Origin of the sequence: Dactylosporangium sp. NPDC005572 (assembly GCF_040605515.1) — a bacterium.
Classification (GTDB): domain Bacteria; phylum Actinomycetota; class Actinomycetes; order Mycobacteriales; family Micromonosporaceae; genus Dactylosporangium.
In genome coordinates, this window is the sequence record NZ_JBEXCY010000161.1 from 1 (window position 1) to 20,136 (window position 20,136).

The following is a 20,136-nucleotide window of genomic DNA, read 5'->3' on the forward strand; positions in this document are numbered from 1 at the left end:
AGCGGCACGAGCGGCGGCGGCAGCGACAACTGGGGCGGCGCGCTCGACCCGTGCTACGAGCGGTTCACCGACATCTGGGACGCCTACTACGGCTTCCCGGGCCAGATCCGCGAGATCTGACCCACCCGCACCCGCGGGCCCGGGCGTGCCAGAATCCGGCGCATGGACGAACTGCGCTCCACCGCCGGACTGCTCGCCCGGGCCCGCCGGGTCGTCGTGTTCACCGGCGCCGGCATCTCGGCCGAGAGCGGAGTGCCGACCTTCCGCGACGACCTGACCGGCCTCTGGGCGCGGTTCGACGCCGAGCAGCTGGCCACGCCGGAGGCGTTCCACGCCGACCCGGACCTGGTCTGGGGCTGGTACGAGTGGCGCCGGGCCCGGGTGGCGCGGGCGGTGCCCAACGCCGGGCACCTGGCCGTCGCCGCCATCGAGGCCCGGGTCCCACACGTCGTCGTGGTCACCCAGAACGTCGACGACCTGCACGAGCGGGCCGGCTCCCGGGACCCGGTCCACCTGCACGGCAGCCTGTTCGCCCCGCGCTGTATCGGCGCGTCCGGTCACCCGGCGCAGGTCACCGCATTGGCGGACGGCGACGGCCCGATCCCGCCGCCGCGCTGCGCCGAGTGCGGCTGGCTCGTGCGGCCCGGCGTCGTGTGGTTCGGCGAGGCCCTGCCCGAGGACGCGCTGAACGCCGCCGTGCACGCCGCGGCCCGCTGCGACGTGCTGCTGACCGTCGGCACGTCCGGTGTCGTGTACCCCGCCGCCGAGATCCCGCTCGTCGCCGCCCGTGCCGGCGCCACGCTGGTGCAGGTCAATCCCGAGCCGACGCCGCTGGATCCGTTCTGCGACGTCAGCCTTCGCGGTACCGCCGCTCAGGTGCTCCCGGCGTTGGTGTCGGCGGCCTGGGACGGCAGCGTCCAGACCAGCGGCACGCCCGTGTCCGCGCCGGAGTAGTCGTCCTCGACCTCCAGCAGCTCGGCCATCCGGGCCTGCCACGGCACGTTCGCCGGGTGGTCGCGCAGCGCGGCCCGCATGGCCGCGTAGTCGTCGACGTCGACCAGGTGGAACAGGTCACGGCCGGAGCGCCAGATGCGCCAGCCGCGCACGCCGGCCTCCCGCAGCGCGGCGTCGAGCTCGGGCGGGATGACGGCGTGCACGGCGTCGTACTCGGCCTCGCGGCCGGGCTTGAGCCGGGTGTGGAGCGCCACCTGCGGCATGCGATCGCCTCCGGAAGCCGGATGTGTACGGGGTCAGCGGCGCCGCGCCCGCAGCACCGCGTCGTGGATCGTAACCTCCCCGCCGTGCTCGGGATGGTTGGCCGTCCGCGGCCGGGCGTCGGCCGCCTGCACCTCCCACGCCTCCGGGTCGAGCGCGGCGGCGAGCTCCTCGCCGGTGAAGAACAGCTCCGGCACGTCCGGCCGGGGCACCACGGCGGCGTCGGACGCGTGGTGGCCGGCGATGAGCAGCGTCCCGCCGGCCGCGACCGCGTCGGCCAGCCGGGCGAACAGCGCCTCCCGCAGCCCCGACGGGACGTGCACGAACGCGGCGGTCACCAGGTCGTACCGCCCCGGCTCCGGCGTCCACGCCAGCATGTCGACCCGCTCCCAGGTCACGTCGACCCCCGCGTCGGCGGCGTGCGCGGCGGCCCGCTCCAGCGCGGTGGGGGAGATGTCGGCCCCGGTGACCCGCCACCCACGCTGCGCGAGCCAGATGGCGTCGGCCCCCTCCCCGCAGCCGACGTCGAGCGCCGCGCCCGGCGGCAGGCCGGCGACGTCGCTGACGAGGTGCGCGTTCGGCCGCCCGCTCCACAGCGTGCCGCGGCTCCGGTACCGCTGCTCCCAATAGTCCTCGGTGAACATCTCCATGGTCATGCGCCCAACCCTGGCCGTGGCCCCGGCCGGTGGGCAAGCTTCGTTGCCGGTTCGGCGAATTCGCGGGGGACGATACGCTGGGCGGCATGGACCATCTCGTACCGGTGCCGGTCGAGGTCCGGGCGGTGCCCGGCGACGACTTCGCCGTGACCGCCGGCGTCGGGGTGCGGGCCGGGGGAGCGGCCGCGGCCGTCGGGGAGTTGCTTGCCGAGGTGCTGCGGGACGCGACCGGGTTTGCGGTGCCCGTCGACGAGGCGCGCGGCGCGATCGCGCTCACCATCGATGACGGCATCGGGCATCCCGAGGAGTACCGCCTCGCCGTCACCCGCGATGGCGTGGCGCTCACGGCGGGGACCGCGCGTGGGCTGTTCGCCGGGGTGCAGACGCTGCGGCAGCTGCTCGGGGAGCCGTGGGCCTTCGCCGGTGGGGTCGTGCGGGACCGGCCGCGGTTCGCGCACCGCGGGGTCATGCTCGACGTGGCGCGGCACTTCTTCACCGTTGCCGAGGTGCGGCGGTTCATCGACGGCATTTCGCGGTACAAGATCAATGTCCTGCATTTGCATCTGACGGACGACCAGGGGTGGCGGATCGAGATCGAGCGGTGGCCGCGGCTGGCCGCCGTCGGCGGGGCCACGCAGGTCGGGGGCGGGCCGGGCGGCTTCTACACCCAGCGGGAGTACCGGGAGCTCGTCGACTACGCCGCCGCGCGGAACGTCACCGTGATCCCGGAGATCGACCTGCCGGGGCACGTCAACGCGGCGCTGGTCGCCTACCCCGAGCTCGGGCCGGCCGGGGTGGCGCCGGCGCCGTTCACCCGGCACGGCAACGCGAAGGGTTTCAGCTCGCTCGCCATCGACCAGGAGGTCACCTACCGATTCGTCGACGACGTGCTGCGCGAGGTGGCCGCCCTCACCCCCGGACCGTACCTGCACCTCGGCACCGACGAGACCCACGCCACGCCCGAGGACGGCTTCCTCGCGTTCCTGGCCCGGGTGCTGCCCATGGCCTCGCAGCACGGCAAGGCGGTCATCGGCTGGCACGAGATCCTGCGGGCCACGCCGCCGGCGTCGGTGATCCCGCAGTACTGGGGCCGCGACAGCAGCGACGAGCGGATGGCCGCCGCGGTGGCGCGCGGCAGCCGGGTCGTGCTGTCACCGGCGCACAAGGTGTACCTCGACATGAAGTACGACCCGGGCACCCCGATCGGCTTCGACTGGGCCGCGTTCATCGAGGTGGCCGACGTGTACGACTGGGACCCCGGCACCTACCTCGCCGGCGTGCCCGAGGCGGCGGTCCACGGCATCGAGGGTCCACTGTGGTCCGAGACCCTGCGGTCGTACCGCGACGCCGAGTACCTGGCCTTCCCGCGCGTGGCGGCCCTCGCCGAGCTGGCCTGGTCGCCGCGCGCGAAGCATGACTGGCCGGACTTCGCCCGGCGGCTGGCCGCCCACGGCCCGCGCTGGACGGCCGAGGGCGTCAACTTCCACCGCTCCCCGCAGATTGCCTGGGTGGACTGACGGCAGGGCGTGGCTCAGCCGGTTGCCCAGGGGCGCAGCTTCTCGGGGTTGCGGACCGCCCACACGTGGGTGATGCGGTCGTCCGTGATGTCGAAGGCCAGGACCGTCACCGTCACGTCGCCGTCGAGCATCACCAGGCCCGGCTGGCCGTTCACCGTGCGCTCGACGATGCGCAGGTCGAGGGCCTTGCGGCGGACCGTGACGAAGCCCTCCGCGACCCGTTCGGCGCCGTGGACCGGGTGGAGCTCGGCGTTCACGCGGCCGCCGCCGTCCGCCACCGTCGTCACGTCCGGGTCCAGCAGGCCGACCAGGGCGTCGATGTCCTGCGCCTCCCAGGCCGCCTTGAAGTCGCGGACGATGCCGGCCCGGCGGGCCGGTGCGGCCGGGGTGCGGGCGGTGCCCAGGCGGCGGCGGGCCGACGAGGCGAGCTGGCGACACGCGGCCGGGGTGCGGCCGACGATGGCGGCGACGTCGGCGAACGGGTAGCGGAACACGTCGTGCAGCACGAACGCCACCCGCTCGGCCGGCGTCATCGACTCCAGGACGACGAGGAAGGCCATGCTCACCGACTCGTCGAGCGTGACGCGGTCGGCGGGGTCTTCGCCGGTACCGCCGAGCACGTCCGGCGGCAGCGGCTCCGGGATCCACTCGCCGACGTAGCGCTCGCGCCGGGCGCGGGCCGAACCCAGCAGGTCGAGGCAGATCCGGCTGGTGACCGTGGACAGCCAGGCGCCCGGGGACTCGACGGACTCGCGCCGGCCGGGCGTCATGGCGTACCAGCGGGCGAACGCCTCCTGCACGACGTCCTCGGCGTCGGCGAGCGAGCCGAGCAGCCGGTAGGCCAGGCCGAGCAGCTGCGGGCGCTCGTCCATGATCGTCATGACACCACTCATACTCCTCCCGACGAAGCGGCGCACCGGAACGTCAGGCCTGACGTTGCGCCGCCCCGTGTCGTCGGGCCGGTATGGACACCGAACAGTTGCAGGCCCTCGCCGACCGCGTCGAGATCGAGGCGCTGCGGGGCGAGTTCACCGACGCCGGGATGCAGCGCGACTGGGACCGCTTCGCGGCCCTGTTCACCGACGACGCCGTCTGGCGGATTCCCGGCGCCGGCGTCGAGCTCACCGGGCGCGACGCCATCCGCGCCGGGGTCGAACGACTCCGGACACTCTGGGAGTTCTTCGTCCAGAACGTCCATCCGGGCGCCATCCGGCTCGGCGCCGACGGCACCGCGACCGGCCGGGCGTACGTCGCCGAGTTCGGCCGCTTCCGCGACGGTTCCTCGCACCTCAACTACGCCCTGTACCACGACCGCTACACCCGCACGGCGGACGGCTGGCGGTTCGCCGAGCGCGTCTACGAGATCCGCTACACGGACGACAGCCCGCTGGCCGGGGCACCGCCGGCCGCCTGAGCATGGCACGCTGATGCGGTGATCGAGCTCGACCTCTCGGTACCGTGGAATCCCCCGGAGCCGGCACTGCCGCCACGGAAACGGGGGCGGCCCTGGATCGCGCTCGCGGCGGTGGCCCTGGTGTCGGCCGCGGTGCTGACCGCCGGGGCGCCGGCGGTGGGCACGGCGCCCGGCTACCGGCTCGACGACGTGCGCATCCTCGACCTGCAGGCGTCCGGCGGGCGGGTCGTCGTGTCGCGGTACGAGCCGCAGGCGCCCGGCAGCACGGCCGAGGTGCGGCGGCTGCGCGACGGGGCACTGCTGTGGTCGACGCCGCTCGCGGTCGGCGAACGCCTGATGTTCCTGAGCGAACGGGTCGTGGCGCGGATGAACGACGAGGGCGGCGCCTTCACCGTGTTCGACGCCGCCACCGGCGACCGGCTGTGGGAGGCGCCCCGGCTCGCGGTCATCGGCGGGGCCCCCGGGCTGCTGATCACCGAGGACCTGGCCGAGGGGTCGCCGCAGTTCCGCACGATCATCATCACCCCGGACGGGCAGATCGCGCCGAACCAGCCGGTCGAGCAGGTCCCCCGGCGGTACCGGGCGCTCGACGAGCGAACGGGGAAGGTGGTGTGGACGCTCGAGCCGCCCACGGGGTCCATCGCCGACGCCCGCACGGACGGTATGTGGGTGCTCAGCCCTGACGGACAGCTGGAGACCCACGACCTCGCGACCGGCGCGGTCACCGCGACGCGGCGGCTGGCGTGGTCGGGGACGCTGTCGTGGTACTCCATGGGCGACGACGGCGTCATGGTGTCCACCGCGGGCCAGGTGGGCACCGACGTCTACGACCGGGAGACCGGCCGGCTGCTGTGGCGCTGGCCGGCGACCGGCGACGACAGCGTGCCCTATGCCTGCGCCGGCGGCTTCTACTGCCTGCGCGACGCGACCGGCGTGGCCGCCCTCGACGCGCGGACCGGCGAGCGGCGCTGGCACCTCGACGGCTACAACGGCGCCCTCGGCGGCGACGGCCGCACCGTGCTGGTCACGACCTGGGACGTCGGCCCGGCGGCCGGCGCCGAGCATCCGATCGCCGCCGTCGACGTCCGCACCGGCCGGATCCTGTGGGAGCTCACCGGCTGGCGCCTCACCGCGCTGACGCCGGACAACCGGATCGTGGTCTGGCGGGAGGCGGGCAGTGACGGCGCGGCCCTGGCCGTGGTCGACCCGGACACCGGCCGGCTCACCCTCTTCGGCCGGGCGCCGGTCGACCACCGCGACCTGAGCTGCGTCCAGGACGACGGCCGGCTCGCGTGCGTGGCCGACGGGATCCTGTCGGTGTGGCCGCTGCCCTAGCCGGCGCGGTCGTCTCAGGCGGGCTCCGGCTGGCGTAGATCGGCGCCGACCGGGCGCGGATCCACCGAGTGTCCGGTGACCTTCAGAATCTTCGCGGTCAGCCGATGATCATGGGAGACCCGCTTCCCGTCAAGGGTGCGCACCGCAGTCCCGCCCCGAATCGCCGACAACAGCCAGACGCCGTCGGCGGCCGCCAGTGCTTCGGGAGTCACCAACCGTTCCTGCGTGGTCCAGCCGAGCGTGCGAGCGTTGCTGACGAGCCAATGGGCGGTGGTGCCGGGCACCACGCCGGCGGTCTCGGGCACGCTGCACAGCACGTCGCCGTCGAGCCAGACGACGGTCGACGTGGCGCCCTCCAGCACGAATCCCTCTTCGGACACCCAGACCACGTCGTCCATGCCGCGCGCGGCCGCCCATCGCTGCGCGGCCATCGCCACCGCGTAGGACAGCAGCTTGACCCCGCCCAGCAGCCACGGAGCCTGCCGGCGGACGTCGACCGTGTAGCCCAGCCGCGCCGTGGCCGCCGACACGCCGTCTCGCCGCAGCCGCAGGATGTCGTCGCTCACCGCCGAGATGACCGCGAACACCGTGCCTGAGTCGGTGCCGGCCGTCCCGCGGCTGCACACCAGACGGACCGCTGCCTCGGCGGTATCCGGCCAGACACGGCACAGGCGCACCACCAGATCGGCCAGCGCATCCTCGGACGGCAGTGGGAGGTCCACCCGCGCCGCCGAGCGCCGCAGCCGGGCCAGGTGCTCGGCCAGGCGGACCGGTTGCCGCCAGCGGACGTGGATTGCCTCGAATACGCCGTCCCCCCGCTGAAGACCGGCGTCATCCGCCCGGATGATCGGTGTGTCAATCGGCACGATTCCCCGGCCCAGCACAGCCACCAGCGGAACCGGCGGCGGCATATCGATCACTTCGAAAGCGTAGCGCGCGCATCGGCCGCCGTCGTGCCGGTGGCGGCCGGACCATCCGGATGGATGAGTCGTTCCGGCTGGTCCATCGCTACATTCAAAATTGTGGCGGTCGTCTCACTGAACGGCGAGATCGCCGCCGTTTCGGGAGGGGGGTGGCGTGGGCGTCCGTCGCATCGGGTTCGAATTCGAGTACCCCATCGTCGTCCCGAAAGGGCAGGCCATCACCCGTCGGGACGCCCGAGCCTTCTGGGAGGGTGCGGAGTCGGCACTGCCGGGGTGGACGCCGATCCGACAACAGCAGACAGACGCCACCATCGGCCTCGCCAGGACCCGCGGGGGATTTGCCGAGCACATCAGCAATGACACCGGAGTCTGCACCGTCGAATTCGCGCTCAAGCCCGAGGAAACGATACCGCGGGCCGTCGACCTCGCGAACAGGGCGATCCGCAGGGTGTCGGACATGGCCGCCGGCCTCGACCTCCGGCTGTTGTGCATGGGCCTTCAGCCAATCACCTGGGCCGATGCACAGCGGAAGACCGCGAAAGACGCCTACCGATCATTCGCTGCGCGGATGCCGTACCACACGTGGTCCGTGCCGATGGCCTCCCACCAGTGCTCGGTGGATGTGGCCCCGTCGGCGGCAATATCCGTTGTGAATAGCCTGAACGCGTTGTCCGGGCTGATCATTGCGCTCACCTCGAGCAGCCCGATAGCCAAGGGAGCGTGCCAGGAGTGGCACGAGTTCCGGACCTGGATATCGGATGAGCGATCCCGGCGTCTGCGGCCCACCGACCGGCACTACTACTCCAACGGGCTGCCGCCGAGGCCGTTCGCCGACTGGAACGACTACGTCGACTGGTTCTGGGCGTCCACCATGTACTTCGTGAAGGACGACTCGGGCACGATCTCGATCGTTGCGGGTCGGCGCTCGTTCCGGCAATTCGTGTCGTCCCCCGCGCCGGCGGCGGTCTGGTCGCCCCGGCGGCCGGTGCGCTATGTCGAACCGGCGCTCGCGCACGTCAACGAGGTGCACGGCTACGGTTGGCTCGCGAGTCGTCTCAGGTACACCCTGCCGCGACAGACCACAATGGACGAGATCCGCGCCGCGGTCACGGCCGGGCAGATCGGCGACTTCATGGCTTCCCGGATCGATCGTTGCTACGTCGAGTTCCGGGCGAGCGGTGTTTCGGAACAGGGCACCGAGGGCAGCGTGGGCGCCCTGGTCCTCGGGCTCGTCGAGCAGCACGAAGCAGCTGAGCACCTACGGCGCGAGCGTGCCTGGGAAGCGTGGCGGCAGCTTCGGATCGACGGCAGCGTCCAGGGCATCCGCTGTGTCCGTCCGGGCGGCGAGCACCATCGCCTGGCAACCCGGATGATCGACATCGCGGGCGCAGGCCTCCGGCAGCGCGGGTTCGGCGAGGAGCGACTGCTCGAACCACTCTTGCGGCGAATCGAGTCGGGTGTGGGCTATTCCGACCGCATCCGCACCTGGTTCCAAGCGGGTGGCGTCCGCCGCGTGATCGACGAGACCGCATGGCGTGCCGACGCCCTGCGGCTGGCAGGGATGGCCGGGTGAACCAGGGACGCCGCCATCTGATGCGGGACACGTTCCCGCAAGACGTGCTGCTGAGCCGGTTCACCAACCGGACGGCGATCGTCGACACGTTCCGTCGCCTCATGGACGGCACGTCACGCGTCCCGGTGCTCGCTGTCTACGGGATCGGCGGCGCCGGGAAGAGCACACTGCTGCAGTACCTGCGACACAGTCTGTCCGCGGCCGGGGCGGCGTCGCCGGCGGCCGCGATCCCCATCGCATTCGGTTCCTTCCAAGCCGGCCGGACCCCGACCACGGCACCCGAGGCACTGTGGGATCTGCGGGCGCAGATCTCAAAATGGGGCGATCTATCCTTCCCGCGTTTCGACCTGCTGTGGGCAACGTGGTGGGAACGCACCTACCACACGCCGGTCAGCCGCAACCCGTCATTGATCAATGAGGATGCCGAGACGCTCGCCGAGGTGCTCGAGGGCATCGAAGCCGTGCCGGTGGTGGGCAGCGCCGCGAAGCTCGTCAACCTCACGCTCAAGACGACGTCCCGCACGCGTCGGCGCCTGGCCGAACGGCGAGTGCGGGACTGGCTCGGAGACAACGTCGGGCTGCCGGCCGGTGCGACCAACTGGAAGCAGGCACTCAAGCAGGCCGACCTCGCGCACATCCATCACCTCCTGCCGTGCGCCTTGGCCGCAGATCTCAGCGACCAACCTCGGCAGCGTGTCGTGATCATGGTCGACACGTACGAGCGGCTGGAGGACCAGACAGCAGAGCGGAACGGCCGGATCGACGCGACGTTCGTCGAGCGGCTCGGCCGCGAGCTCATCGAGCAGGGCTCGCAGGTGACGCTCATCCTCGCCGGACGCAACCGGCTCCGATGGGCCGAACGACGTTCGCCCTCGGGTGCGTGGATGCTCGATCCGGCATCGTTCTGGGCGGACGGCACAGAAGTCGACGAGGCGAGCGTCTTCATCAGCAAGAACCTCTGCCAGTACGCCGTCGACATCTTCTCCGCGGAAGACAGCCGGACGTACCTCGTCGAGAAGCGGGGGCTCGCGAGGTCCGTGGCCGATGCGATCTACGGGGCCACGGGTGGCCTGCCGCTGGCGCTCGCGGTCGCCAGTGACCTCTTCGACGAGGCCTCTGACCCGATGGCGGAGGTGGACGTACTCCAGGCCGGGCTGGACGGGATCGCGCCGTTGAGCGCCGACTGGTCCCGGGTGTTCGGGCACTGGCTGCTGGAACGCCTCCTCGAGCAGCTCACCGAACACGGCAAGAGCGAGCTGGTCGGTATCCTGCGGTCGGCCTGCATACCCCGTTGGTTCAACGAGGAGATGCTGTTCGAGGTCGCGCAGGGCGGCCCGTCGTTCCAGGAACAGTTCGACCAGCTGACGCGATATGGTTTCGTCGAGTATCGAAACCTCGACGGCATCGAGGCATACTCCATCCACCCCGTGGTCCGGCGGCAGATGCTGCACTCGTCGAGGATCGTCCGACAGCAACTGGTATGGCACAGACGCGCACTGGAGTACTTCGCCCGCGACGGCGCCGATGCCGTCGCCGACCCGGATCCCGGCTTTGCGTACATGCTCGAATGGCTCTACCACCGCTCGGTCGTGGACGACGACCGCAGCTTCGCCGAGCCCTGGCGGATCTTCGACGAGCTCCTGGGTGCCTTTCTGCTCACCAGGGCGCAGGGCGTGATCGATGTCGTGCGGGATCTCGGTGATCGCCTGGGCGGGTCGGACATCGACGTGCTGGTCTTCGGCGGCAGGCTCGCCATGGCCGTGGGCGACTATGACACCGCGATCGTCCGGCTGAACTCGGCATCGGGCCTTCTGGAGCATCTCGAGGACCACCGGCTGCGCCGGAAGGCCCTGACGTATCTGGGGGAGGCGTACCGCCTGCATGCCGACTATCAGCGCGCGTTGGGCGCGTTCCGTGCCCTCGACGAGATCGCGCAACGAGCCGGCGACCGCCATTCGGCGCTGGTGGCAGCCTGGGGCATGTCGTTGACCTACAAGCTGATGGACGAGTTCGCGGCGTCACTGCACCACTGCGTGCGAGCCGAAACGTTGGCCCCGCACGTGGAAGTGCCCGAGTTCATCGATGCCCATACGTTCGGTGTGCTGTCGGCTCGCTCCGATCCACGCAACATGGGCCGCCACAAGTCGGAGCTTCTTCGCCAGATGGGCGACTTCGCCGGGGCTGCCGAAGCGTGTTCGTCCTTCAAGGAACTGTACGTGGACTATCCGGACACCCTGGGGTTCCGGTACTCGCAGCTGTGCGAGTCGCACGTGCTGCGGATGGAGGGACATGTCGAGCTGGCGACGGAACTCGCCACGGCGTGCCTCGTCGGGTTCGAGCGGTCCCAGAACAGGCGCGGCGAACTCTCGGCAGTGCGCCTGCTGGGGCAACTGCTGTGCCTCTCGGCCGAACTGACCCAGGCCACCGAGCAGTTCGAGCGTCTGCTCACCACCTCCCAGGGCTCGTACCCGTACGGCGCGATCTATGCCCGTCTCGGCCTCGGCGAGGCGATCCGGCGCGGCGGAGACATCGATGCGGCGCGCGGTCACTATGACGTCGTCGTCGACGTCTGCGGCACGCTGGGTTTCCGGATCGAGTCGGCGTACGGCCACCTGGGGCTGGCCGAGATCACGCGGGCACGCGGGGATCTGGCGGCCGCCAGGGATCACGCGGTGGAGGCGGCGCGGATAGCCGCGTCGATCGGACATCCCTGGACGCTGACGTACGCTCACCTCGCCGAGGCCGCCACCGGCGCTGACGGCTGGCGCTCGGCCATGCGCCAGGCAGTTGCCGCGGAGCGCACGATCAAACGGCGTGACACCGACCAGCGCATCGACCGGCGCTACATTCGGGACGTGATCGCCGCATTGCGCCGCGGGCGTGCCGCGCCGCCGCTGGCGTTCAATTTCCTGTAGTGAGCCGGGTTTCATGGCGATGTCGCATCGATACCCGGCCGTCGAGGTGCATCGCTTCGCCGGCGCACCCGGCGAGGTGCTGGTGCTCGCCGGCGTGCACGGGTCGGAGCGGGCCGGCGTCGAGGTCGCGCGCAGACTGATCGGGGCATTGCGGAACGGCCCGCCGCGCCGCCGCGCGGTGGCCGTCGTTCCCACGTTGTTCGCAGCCAACGTCGCTGGCGCCGAACGGGCGTTCCGGACCCGGTTGACGTCCGCCGACCCGGCGGACTGGCCGGACGACCCGACCGGCCGCAGGACGACGCTCGCCGACGGCACTCCATATCGCGACCCGAATCGGAACATGCCCCCGATCGGATGGTGTCATCGCTCCTCGCAGCTTCGGGACGCCCTCGGGTTCGCCATCGAAGCAGAGAATCTCGTCGTCCTGGACCTTGTGGCGCAGCTGCGCCCGGCGCTCATCGTCTCGATACACGGCATCCGGCGGGTCGAGGACGTCAACATTGCTTCACGCGGACGCCTGAATCTGCCGGGTGTGTTCGTGGATCCGGTCACCGACCTCGCGCTCGAGCTCACGCGGGCGAACCACCAGGAATTGCCGCCGGTGGCTGAGATCGATCGCCTAGCACTGGACGCCGCGGCACGCATCAGTGAGCGGCAGCACGACCTCGCCGGCCGCGGCCTCGTGGCCGGCGACAACGGCGACCTCCGCGATGACTGGGTGGTCGGCAACTGGCTCCAGTCCACCCGGCCGACCGCGCGGTACGCCCGGCCGAACTCGGTCGACGAGGGCGTCTCACTCGGCGAGTGGGGATCGAGGGCCGTCCTCCACTCGTCGCGGTACGGGCTCGATCGGCCCGGGATTCCCATCGTCACCGTCGAGGTCCGCGGCTACTACACCAGCGCCGACTGCACGTCCGGCGCCGCGATGAACGCGGGGCTGCGCAGCCGAAAGCCGGTGGCGTGGATGCACGACCAAGGGCACCGGCGGGGCCTGGAACTGCAAGCCCATGCCGACGCCATCGCAGACGTCTTCCTGGACCGCGACGACGTACCGTTCTGAGCGCGGGCCGCTGGCTCCCCCAGACGACGCAGCCTGAGGGCCAGCTAGTCGGCGCGGGACCGGCGCAGGCCGATCACCAGCAGGACTATCCCGGCGAGGGCGACGATCGGCCCGACGACGGCCCAGATCGTGACCCCGCTCATGGCGCTGCCGCCGAGCACGTCGAGGCCCTGCAGGGTCCAGACGCCGCCGAAGAGGACGAGCAGCACGCCGAGCCCGATGTACACCCATCGCATGCGGCCCAGCATGCCGCCAACGGCGTCACGCGTCCAGGGCCGGGACCGGGTACGTCGCCGCGAAGCCCTCCCGGGCCACCGCGCGGGCCAGGAGGTCCGTCGTCGCCAGGACGCCCGACGGGCGGTGCAGGACCGGCTGGAGGTGGCGGTCGATCACCGAGACGTCGTGCTCGTCGCACAGGCCCATCGCGCCCAGGATCTGGTGGGCGTTGGACAGCACCACGTCCGCCGACTCCAGCATCTGCAGGCGCAGGGCCAGCAGGTCGGCGTCGCCGGCCGCGCCGCGGCGCAGCAGCCACCAGGCGTGCAGGGCCAGCTCGGCCAGGCCGTCGACGGCCACCAGCAGGTCGGCGAGCCGCCAGCGGATCTCGCCGAACTTGCCGATCGGGCGGCCGAACTGCTCGCGGTCGCGGGCGTGGGACACGGCCAGCGACGCGGCCGTGGACAGCGCTCCCGTCACCCAGAAGGCGTCGAGGACCAGATGCATCGCGATCGATCGCCGTACATCCAGATCAAGCGATGTCGGGGAGCAGTCGACGGAGACCGCGAACGGATCCAGCGGCGCCCCGGACCGTGCGCCCGGCGCGACCGCGAGCACCTCCGTCGTCGCGACCGAGGCCACCACCGCCGACGAGAACAGGTCGGCGTGGTCGAGCCGCGCCACCGGGCCCGCCGTCAGGAACAGGCCGTCCACGTCCGGCCGGGACGGCAGCGGTACCGCCAAAGCGTGCACGACCGGCCAGGGCAGCACGACCGCGCCGGCCGCCCGCACGCCCAGGACGGCGGCCGCGGACTCCTCCTCGTCGCCCCACGGGTCCAGGTCGAGCAGGCCCAACTGGTCGAGGGCGGGCCGGACCACCGCGGCCCGGCGGCCCGGGTCGGTCTCACCGGACCGGGCGAGGTCGACCCCGCCGAGCCCGAGCAGCGCCTTCGCCACGGACGACTCGTAGTCGACCGCGGTCGCCGGCCAGTCACGCCGCATGGCCATCCTCCTGGAGTGCGGAACGGGCGACGATCATGCGCTGGACCTCGATCGTGCCGGACGCGATCGTCGCCGAACGGGCGTAGCGGAACACGTCCTCGACGTGCCCGAGCAGGCCCGGCGCGGACGGGTCGGGTACCAGCGCGTCGGGCCCCGAGACGTCCAGGGCGAGCCGGCCGACCTCCTGGTCGAGCTGGATGGAGGCGAGCCGGGCGATCGACGCCTCCCGGTCGGTGAGCCGGCCCGCCTCGCGCAGCGCCACCGCGCGGTAGCTCAGCAGGCGGGCGACCCGCGCGTGGACGAGCGCGCGGACGAACGCCTGCCGGGCGCCGGCCGAGGCCAGCCCGGGGTGCGCGGCCAGGTCGGCCAGCAGCCGCTCGTCCCGGGCGTACCGCGGAATCCCGATCCGCTCGTGCTTGAGCACCAGCCGGATCACGTCCCAGCCGTTGCCGACCCCGCCGAGGACCGCGTCGGCGCCGACCCGCACGTCGTCGAAGAACACCTCGTTGAGGTGCTGCTCGCCGAGCATCGAGTCGATCGGCACGACGGTGATGCCGGGGGAGTCCATCGGTACCAGGAAGATCGTGATGCCCTCGTGCTTCGCGCCCGCCGAGCTGGTCCGGGCGGCCAGGAAGCACCACTGGGCCAGGCCCGCGTACGACGTCCAGATCTTCTGGCCGTTGAGGACCCATCCGTCGCCGTCGGGCCGGGCCGCGAGCCGCAGCGAGCCGAGGTCGGAGCCGGCGCCGGGCTCGCTGAAGCCCTGGCACCACACCGCCTGCCCGGCCGAGATGCCGGGCAGGTGGCGGGCCTTCTGCTCGGGCGTGCCGACCTCCATGACGACCGGGCCGACCCAGTTGAGTCCCATGTACTGCGGGCCGCGCGGCTCGAAGTGCGCCCACATCTCCTCGCGCAGGACCGTCTGCTGCCAGACGTCGGCCTCGGCGCCGCCGTACTCCTTCGGCCAGCTCAGCGTCAGCAGGCCCTCGGCGGCGAGGCGCCGGGTGATGTCCGTGACCACGGCCTGCACGGCCGGGTCGGTGGCGAACGACGTCGTCCAGTCCCCGGGCAGCAGCTCGGCGAGCAGCGCCCGCAGGCGGACCCGGAGCTGGTCCGCCTGCGGGCCGAGCTGGAGATCGACGCTCATTTGGCGCCGATGGAGGCTTCGACGCACATGCCCTTGGCGCACGACTTGGCCGGCACGAACACGCCCAGCTGGTCGGCGTCGAGGCCGATGCGCTTGTCCGGGCCGAAGACGTACTTGCCGTTGGCGCCCTCGAAGGTGCCCTGCGAGACGAGCGCCTTCTTGATGGCGTCCGGGTCGGTCGACTTCGCCTGCTGCGACGCCTGCACGACCAGCAGCGCCCAGTCGAACGACATGGCGCCGACGGCGTCGAGGGCGTTGAACGTGTCCTTGTTCTTCGCCTTGAGGTACAACTTGACGAACTCGGCGGCCATCCCGGACGGCTCGGCGCCCTCCGTGGACGACACGAAGGTCTTGGCGATCGGGCCCGCGGCCAGGGTGGCCTTCATGCCGGCCGGGATCAGCTCCGACACCGACGGGTCACCGATGCCCAGCACGCCCGACATCTGCGGGTTCCAGCCCAGCTTGCCCAGGCTGTTCATGGTCGCCACCAGCGGCGCGCCGTACGACCAGACGATGAGCGACTTGGCGCCGGAGTCCTTGAGCTTGGTCAGCTGCGCGGTCACGTCCGTCGCGGTACTGGGGAAGCTCTCCTTGACGATCTTCACGTTCGGGAACTTGCTCTTCGCGATCGACAGCGTCCGCTCCGACTGCGAGGTGCCGAACGCCGACGAGTCGTCGAGCATGGCGACGGTGTCACCGGCCGACGCGGCGTAGGACAGCAACGGCTCCACCGAGGTGTCGCCGGAGGTGCCGGCGCCGGTGCTGAACGCGTACTTGTACCGCTTCGAGTCGCCCACGTCGTTGAGCACCGCGCCGATGCCGCCGGCGGTCGCGCCGGGCACCTTCGCCGTGTTCAGGAAGTCCTGCACCGGCGGGAACGCCTCGGTGGTGAACCAGATCGCGCTCACCTTGTCCTGGACCAGCTCGCGGGTCGCCGCGACGGCGGCGGTCGGCTCGCCCTTGGTGTCCTTCTGCTTGATCTCGATCTTCGTGCCGGGGTACTTGGCGGCCACGTAGTCGGCGCCGGCCTGCAGGCCCACGAGTGCCACCTGGCCGCTGGGGGCGAGCGCGCCGGTCAGGGCGCCGACGAAGCCGATCGTGATCGTTGTTTCCCCGGTGGTACCGCTCGGGTCGGCGCTGTCGTCACCACAGGCGGCGAGCGCCAGGGTCAGCGAGCAGGCGGCGGCTAACAGCATTCTTCGATTCATGGAGGGGTGTCCCTTCTTTACGACAGGTAGGCGGCGTGCAGCACGTCGGGCAGTTCGGGGTCGGTGCCGCGCAGCCGGCGTTCGGCCCGGCCGTGGCGCAGGACGACGACGTCGGCGTCGAGCTGCTGCGCCACCTCGAGGCGCTGCTCGACCAGGAGGATCGCGAAGCCGGCGTCCCGCAGGTCGGCGAGGATGCCGACGGTGCGGTCGACGAGCTTCGGGGCGAGGCCGTTGGTCGGCTCGTCGAGCATGATCGCCTCGGGCGCGCCGGCGACGGCCCGGGCGATGGCGAGCATCTGCTGCTGGCCGCCGCTGAGCCCGCCGGCCTTGCGGTGCAGCAGCTCCCGCAGCTCGGGCAGCAGCTCGAGCGGGTCTTTCCTGGCGCGGTCCGCCGGGCTCGCACGGCCGGCCGCCACCTTGAGGTTCTCGGCGACGGTGAGGCTCTTGAAGACGTGGCGGTTCTCCAGCACGTGGCCGAGGCCGGCCCGGGCCCGCCGGCTGGCCGGGGTGCCGTCGAGCCGCCGGTCGCCGAGCCGGACGCCGCCCGTCGACGGCTCCAGGCCGCCGATGCCGCGCAGCGCGGAGGTCTTCCCGGCGCCGTTCGCGCCGAGCAGCGCCACGCACTGTCCGGGTTCGACGGTGAGGGACAGGTCGTCGACCGCGGTGACCCCGCGGTAGCGGACCTGCAGGTGCTCGACGGTCAGCGTCATCGGACCCCCATATAGGCGGCGCGGACACTGTCCACGTCGTGCAGCTCGGCGGGCGGGCCCTCCCACAGGACGGTGCCGAGGTCCAGCACCACCACCCGGTCGACCAGGCGGCCGATCATGTCGAGGTGGTGCTCGACCACGACGACCGCGACCCCGGCCGCGGCGACGTCGGCGACGACCCGCTCGAAGCCCTCGATCTCGCTGGCCGACAGCCCGGCGGCCGGCTCGTCGAGCAGCAGCACCCGCGGGCAGCCGCTGATCGCCGTGGCCGCCTCCAGGAACCGCAGCTGGCCGTGGCTCATGGCCCGGCTCTCCCGGGTCATCGCGGCCCGGTCGTGCGGGTCGAGCCCGCCGAGCTCGAGCAGCGTGCGGACCGCCTGGCGGCAGGCACTAAGGAGCTCGGGGTCGGCGTCGTGCCGGGTCGCGAGGGCGAGGTGCTCCTCGATGCTCATGCCGGGGAAGGTCTTCGGCGTCTGGAACGTGCGGGCGATGCCGCGCCGGGCGATCGCCTCCGGGCTCTGCCGGCCGAGCTCCTCGTTGTGGAGCGTTATGCTGCCGCTGGTCGGCGGGTAGTGGCCGGTGACGACGTTGAGCAGGGTCGTCTTGCCGGAGCCGTTGGGTCCGATGAGCCCGACGATCTCGCCGCTGTGGACGGTGAGCGAGACGCCGTTGAGGGCGTAGACGCCGCCGAAGCTGCGCTTGACGTCGTGGACCTCGAGTACCGGTTCGCCCGGTTTGCGGGGTGTCTGCTCGGGCGCCGGTGGTGCGTCGGTGATGGCCTGCAGCGCCTTCGGCGCCGGGGCCGCCGACCGGCTGAACAGGCCGCGCGGGCGCAGCCGCATGAGCACGATGAGCAGCAGGCCGTAGACGATCGTGTTGACGTGCGGGTACTCGTCGAGCTGGAGCGGGACGAGCACCAGGATCAGCGCGCCCGCGAGCGGCCCCAGGCGGGAGCCGCTGCCGCCCAGCACCACCATGACCAGGAACAGGATCGACAGGTTGGGCGAGAAGGCATCGGGGGAGATGTACGCCGAGAGGTAGGCGAACAGCCCGCCCCCGAGCGCGGCGAACGCCGACCCGGCGGCGAACGCGGCCACCTTCGTCAGGTAGCCGGAGACCCCGAGCGCGGAGGCGCCGATCGGCTCGTCGCGCACCGCGACGGTCGCCTGCCCGAGCCGGGACAGCCGGTACCGGCTGTGCAGCCAGAAGCAGAGGCCCGTCACGACCGCGATCGCCGCCGGTACCACCCACAGGGAGCCGACCGGCTCGCCCTTGAACCACAGCCTCGCGTCGATGCCGGAGATGCCGAACATGCCGCCGGTGACGCCGCGGAACTGGATGAGCATGTCGTTGACGACGAGCACCAGGCCGAGCGAGATCATGGCGAGGCCGATGACGCCGAGCCGGCCGGCCGGGAAGCCGGTGGCCGCGCCGGCGACCAGGCCGCTCACCGCGCCGAGCAGCAGCGCGAGCCAGAACGGCCACTCGTAGGTGCCCGCGAGGACCGCCGTGACGTAGGCGCCGAGCGCGAACGCGGCGCCCTGGCCGAGCGACAATGCACCGGCGAAGCCCGTGGTGATGTTCAGGCCGAGGGCGGCGACGGCGTAGACGCAGATCAGCTGGATGACGTAGCCGTTGTACGACTGCGGCCCCGAGGCGAGCAGCAGCCCCATGGTGATGGCGGTGAGGAGCAGCCCTTGCAGGCTCGGCGGCACCTTCGGCGCCCGCCGGGCGATCGTCTGGCCGATGTTCTGGGCCGCTGTCCTGATGGCGTTCATACGGCACGCACCGGGGCGGCGCCGAAGAAGCCGTGCGGGCGGACCAGGTACACGGCGAGCAGCAGCAGGAAGACGGCGACGTTGACGACCAGGCTGCCGACGTAGACGCCGGCGGCCTGGGTCGCCACCCCCACCACGAGCCCTCCGACGAGGGCCCCTCCGATGCTGCCCATGCCGCCCATGGCGGTCGCGACGAAGCCGTAGAACGTGTACGACAGGCCGAGCGACGGCGTGACCGGCTGGGTCGAGGCGACCAGCACTCCCGTCACGGCGGCGACCAGGGCCGACAGGGTCATCGCAAGCTGCGAGGCGCGGGCTCTGGAGATGCCGATCGCCTCGGCGCCGTCCAGGTCGTCGGCGATCGCGCGCAGCTCCAGCCCGACGCGCGTCCGCTGGTAGAACACGGCGAGCAGGCCGGCCACGACGAACAGCGCCGCTACTGCGGCCAGCTCGGCGGGTGCGACCCGCAGGCCGCCGACCAGGTCGAAGCGGTGGGCGCTGATGCCGTGTTTGAAGTTGCGGGCCTCGCCGCCGTACGGCACGGCGAGCACCTCGGCCAGCACGACACTGACGCCGAGTGTGGACAGCAGCCAGGACACGGACTGCCCGGACTGCACGAACGGCCTGATCGCGGCCCACTCGACGCTCAGCGCGACCGCGATGAGCACGACGAGCGCCGCCGGGTACGCGAGCCAGGCCGGCAGGCCGGCACCGACCGCGACCAGGATCGCCATCGGCATGAGCATGACCAACTGCCCGTGGGCGAAGTTGATCACACCGGTGGTGGAGAACAGGGTGGCGAACGCGACGGCGACGAGGCCGTAGATCGCCCCGTCGGCGAGGCCCGGCACAAGAACGGACTGCAGGAACTGATGCATGAGTGAAATCTCCCGGCGCTGGGGTGTGGCTTCCCGGGTGGTGTAAAAGATATATATGATTTGCAGGACGCGGTCAAGCGGGTAGGTTCCCTGCTCAAGACGGTTCAGTCGGTCGCCTGACCGACTGAGCGCGCACGCCTTCGGTCGGTCGCCCGACCGAAGGGAAGCGCTCGAACTGGGTCGGTCGCCCGACCGAGTGGGAGCGTTTGCCTTCGGTCGGGCGGTCGCCGACTGAGTGGAGCGCAGTCGTTACATCCGGTCGGTCGCCCGACCGAGCGGAGGGTTAGGTGTGGCTTTCAAGTTCGGTCAGTCGACCGACCGGATGGGAGCGCTTGCGTTAAGTCGGTCGACCGACCGAGGGAGAGCGTTGGTACTCGGTCGGCCGACTGACCGAGTGGCGGCGCTTGCTCCGATCGGTCGACCGGTCGGCCGGCCAGGAGTGTTTGGGTTTGGTCGGTCGACCGACTGAGCGGAAGCGTTTGCATGTGGTCGGTCGACCGACCGAGCGGCAGTGGTTACATCGGCCAGTCGACCGGCCGGCCAGGAGTGTTTGGGTTTGGTCGGTCGACCGACTGAGCGGAAGCGTTTT

Annotated in this window: 18 protein-coding genes; 7 read left to right on the plus strand and 11 right to left on the minus strand. The window is 71.7% G+C overall.

The features are described 5' to 3' along the window. Positions 1–162: 162 nt before the first annotated feature. Complete coding sequence (locus ABZS66_RS45285; protein ID WP_354769150.1) at positions 163–954, plus strand: NAD-dependent deacylase; 792 nt, start codon at positions 163–165, stop codon at positions 952–954. Here ABZS66_RS45285 and ABZS66_RS45290 read toward each other — a convergent pair. Further along, positions 873–1,217, minus strand: coding sequence for an L-rhamnose mutarotase (locus ABZS66_RS45290; protein WP_354769152.1), 345 nt, complete (start codon positions 1,215–1,217; stop codon positions 873–875). The two genes, ABZS66_RS45285 and ABZS66_RS45290, sit on opposite strands and share 82 nt — an antisense overlap. A 33-nt stretch (positions 1,218–1,250) precedes the next feature. Next, complete coding sequence (locus ABZS66_RS45295; RefSeq protein WP_354769154.1) at positions 1,251–1,871, minus strand: methyltransferase domain-containing protein; 621 nt, start codon at positions 1,869–1,871, stop codon at positions 1,251–1,253. Positions 1,872–1,957: 86 nt separating this feature from the next. On the opposite strand from ABZS66_RS45295, the gene ABZS66_RS45300 reads away from it, so the two are divergent. Then, entirely contained in the window at positions 1,958–3,388 is a 1,431-nt protein-coding gene (locus tag ABZS66_RS45300) for a beta-N-acetylhexosaminidase (RefSeq protein WP_354769156.1), read from the plus strand. Positions 3,389–3,402: 14 nt separating this feature from the next. On the opposite strand, the gene sigJ is transcribed toward ABZS66_RS45300, so the two are convergent. Further along, on the minus strand, positions 3,403–4,269 hold the full coding sequence (gene sigJ / locus ABZS66_RS45305; protein WP_354769158.1) for an RNA polymerase sigma factor SigJ: 867 nt from the start codon (positions 4,267–4,269) through the stop codon (positions 3,403–3,405). Positions 4,270–4,352: 83 nt separating this feature from the next. On the opposite strand from sigJ, the gene ABZS66_RS45310 reads away from it, so the two are divergent. Both ABZS66_RS45310 and ABZS66_RS45315 read left to right on the plus strand, forming a co-directional pair. Continuing rightward, positions 4,353–4,802: a nuclear transport factor 2 family protein gene (locus ABZS66_RS45310; protein WP_354769160.1), complete on the plus strand. Its 450-nt coding sequence runs from the start codon at positions 4,353–4,355 to the stop codon at positions 4,800–4,802. Positions 4,803–4,820: 18 nt separating this feature from the next. Beyond that, positions 4,821–6,137 (plus strand): PQQ-binding-like beta-propeller repeat protein, encoded by a 1,317-nt coding sequence (locus tag ABZS66_RS45315; protein WP_354769162.1) that lies wholly within the window; start codon positions 4,821–4,823, stop codon positions 6,135–6,137. A 14-nt stretch (positions 6,138–6,151) separates the two neighbouring features. Here the strand turns inward: ABZS66_RS45315 and ABZS66_RS45320 are convergent, their stop codons facing one another. Then, positions 6,152–7,048, minus strand: a complete 897-nt coding sequence (locus tag ABZS66_RS45320) for an aminotransferase class IV (RefSeq protein ID WP_354769194.1) — start codon at positions 7,046–7,048, stop codon at positions 6,152–6,154. 166 nt (positions 7,049–7,214) lie between these two features. Here ABZS66_RS45320 and ABZS66_RS45325 point away from each other — a divergent pair, with 166 nt between their 5' ends. The 3 genes from ABZS66_RS45325 to ABZS66_RS45335 are packed head-to-tail and all read left to right on the plus strand — an operon-like array spanning position 7,215 to position 12,608. Beyond that, positions 7,215–8,633, plus strand: a complete 1,419-nt coding sequence (locus ABZS66_RS45325) for a glutamate-cysteine ligase family protein (RefSeq protein WP_354769164.1) — start codon at positions 7,215–7,217, stop codon at positions 8,631–8,633. Continuing rightward, positions 8,630–11,548, plus strand: coding sequence for a hypothetical protein (locus tag ABZS66_RS45330; RefSeq protein ID WP_354769166.1), 2,919 nt, complete (start codon positions 8,630–8,632; stop codon positions 11,546–11,548). The genes ABZS66_RS45325 and ABZS66_RS45330 overlap by 4 nt, the downstream gene beginning before the upstream one ends. Positions 11,549–11,567: 19 nt before the next feature. Continuing rightward, positions 11,568–12,608: a succinylglutamate desuccinylase/aspartoacylase family protein gene (locus tag ABZS66_RS45335; RefSeq protein WP_354769168.1), complete on the plus strand. Its 1,041-nt coding sequence runs from the start codon at positions 11,568–11,570 to the stop codon at positions 12,606–12,608. 44 nt (positions 12,609–12,652) lie between these two features. On the opposite strand, the gene ABZS66_RS45340 is transcribed toward ABZS66_RS45335, so the two are convergent. Genes ABZS66_RS45340 through ABZS66_RS45370 form a run of 7 tightly spaced genes read right to left on the minus strand, consistent with a single transcriptional unit; the run spans position 12,653 to position 19,547 of the window. Further along, positions 12,653–12,844, minus strand: coding sequence for a hypothetical protein (locus tag ABZS66_RS45340; RefSeq protein ID WP_354769170.1), 192 nt, complete (start codon positions 12,842–12,844; stop codon positions 12,653–12,655). A 25-nt stretch (positions 12,845–12,869) separates the two neighbouring features. After that, a complete protein-coding gene (locus ABZS66_RS45345; protein WP_354769172.1) occupies positions 12,870–13,826 on the minus strand; it encodes an acyl-CoA dehydrogenase family protein in 957 nt (318 codons plus the stop codon). Continuing rightward, the gene (locus ABZS66_RS45350) at positions 13,816–14,973 is read right to left on the minus strand and encodes an acyl-CoA dehydrogenase family protein (protein WP_354769174.1); all 1,158 of its coding nucleotides are present in this window, start codon (positions 14,971–14,973) and stop codon (positions 13,816–13,818) included. The genes ABZS66_RS45345 and ABZS66_RS45350 overlap by 11 nt, the downstream gene beginning before the upstream one ends. Further along, complete coding sequence (locus tag ABZS66_RS45355; protein ID WP_354769176.1) at positions 14,970–16,181, minus strand: ABC transporter substrate-binding protein; 1,212 nt, start codon at positions 16,179–16,181, stop codon at positions 14,970–14,972. The genes ABZS66_RS45350 and ABZS66_RS45355 overlap by 4 nt, the downstream gene beginning before the upstream one ends. Positions 16,182–16,198: 17 nt before the next feature. Next, the gene (locus ABZS66_RS45360; RefSeq protein ID WP_354769177.1) at positions 16,199–16,891 is read right to left on the minus strand and encodes an ATP-binding cassette domain-containing protein; all 693 of its coding nucleotides are present in this window, start codon (positions 16,889–16,891) and stop codon (positions 16,199–16,201) included. Then, positions 16,888–18,669, minus strand: a complete 1,782-nt coding sequence (locus ABZS66_RS45365; RefSeq protein WP_354769179.1) for an ATP-binding cassette domain-containing protein — start codon at positions 18,667–18,669, stop codon at positions 16,888–16,890. Before ABZS66_RS45365 ends, ABZS66_RS45360 begins: the two co-directional genes overlap by 4 nt. Further along, positions 18,666–19,547 carry a branched-chain amino acid ABC transporter permease gene (locus tag ABZS66_RS45370; RefSeq protein WP_354769181.1) on the minus strand — a complete coding sequence of 294 codons (882 nt, stop codon included), beginning with the start codon at positions 19,545–19,547 and terminating at the stop codon, positions 18,666–18,668. Before ABZS66_RS45370 ends, ABZS66_RS45365 begins: the two co-directional genes overlap by 4 nt. Between the last annotated feature and the right edge of the window lie 589 nt (positions 19,548–20,136).

Bases quoted from the DNA above. Each gene is read 5' to 3' on its own strand.
- ABZS66_RS45345 (WP_354769172.1), bottom strand. From the start codon at position 13,826: ATGCGGCGTGACTGGCCGGCGACCGCGGTCGACTACGAGTCGTCCGTG.
- ABZS66_RS45300 (WP_354769156.1), top strand. From the start codon at position 1,958: ATGGACCATCTCGTACCGGTGCCGGTCGAGGTCCGGGCGGTGCCCGGC.
- ABZS66_RS45320 (WP_354769194.1), bottom strand. From the start codon at position 7,048: ATGCCGCCGCCGGTTCCGCTGGTGGCTGTGCTGGGCCGGGGAATCGTG.
- sigJ (WP_354769158.1), bottom strand. From the start codon at position 4,269: ATGACGATCATGGACGAGCGCCCGCAGCTGCTCGGCCTGGCCTACCGG.
- ABZS66_RS45370 (WP_354769181.1), bottom strand. From the start codon at position 19,547: ATGCATCAGTTCCTGCAGTCCGTTCTTGTGCCGGGCCTCGCCGACGGG.
- ABZS66_RS45335 (WP_354769168.1), top strand. From the start codon at position 11,568: ATGTCGCATCGATACCCGGCCGTCGAGGTGCATCGCTTCGCCGGCGCA.
- ABZS66_RS45355 (WP_354769176.1), bottom strand. From the start codon at position 16,181: ATGAATCGAAGAATGCTGTTAGCCGCCGCCTGCTCGCTGACCCTGGCG.
- ABZS66_RS45285 (WP_354769150.1), top strand. From the start codon at position 163: ATGGACGAACTGCGCTCCACCGCCGGACTGCTCGCCCGGGCCCGCCGG.
- ABZS66_RS45360 (WP_354769177.1), bottom strand. From the start codon at position 16,891: ATGACGCTGACCGTCGAGCACCTGCAGGTCCGCTACCGCGGGGTCACC.
- ABZS66_RS45340 (WP_354769170.1), bottom strand. From the start codon at position 12,844: ATGCGATGGGTGTACATCGGGCTCGGCGTGCTGCTCGTCCTCTTCGGC.
- ABZS66_RS45365 (WP_354769179.1), bottom strand. From the start codon at position 18,669: ATGAACGCCATCAGGACAGCGGCCCAGAACATCGGCCAGACGATCGCC.
- ABZS66_RS45350 (WP_354769174.1), bottom strand. From the start codon at position 14,973: ATGAGCGTCGATCTCCAGCTCGGCCCGCAGGCGGACCAGCTCCGGGTC.
- ABZS66_RS45310 (WP_354769160.1), top strand. From the start codon at position 4,353: ATGGACACCGAACAGTTGCAGGCCCTCGCCGACCGCGTCGAGATCGAG.
- ABZS66_RS45290 (WP_354769152.1), bottom strand. From the start codon at position 1,217: ATGCCGCAGGTGGCGCTCCACACCCGGCTCAAGCCCGGCCGCGAGGCC.
- ABZS66_RS45295 (WP_354769154.1), bottom strand. From the start codon at position 1,871: ATGACCATGGAGATGTTCACCGAGGACTATTGGGAGCAGCGGTACCGG.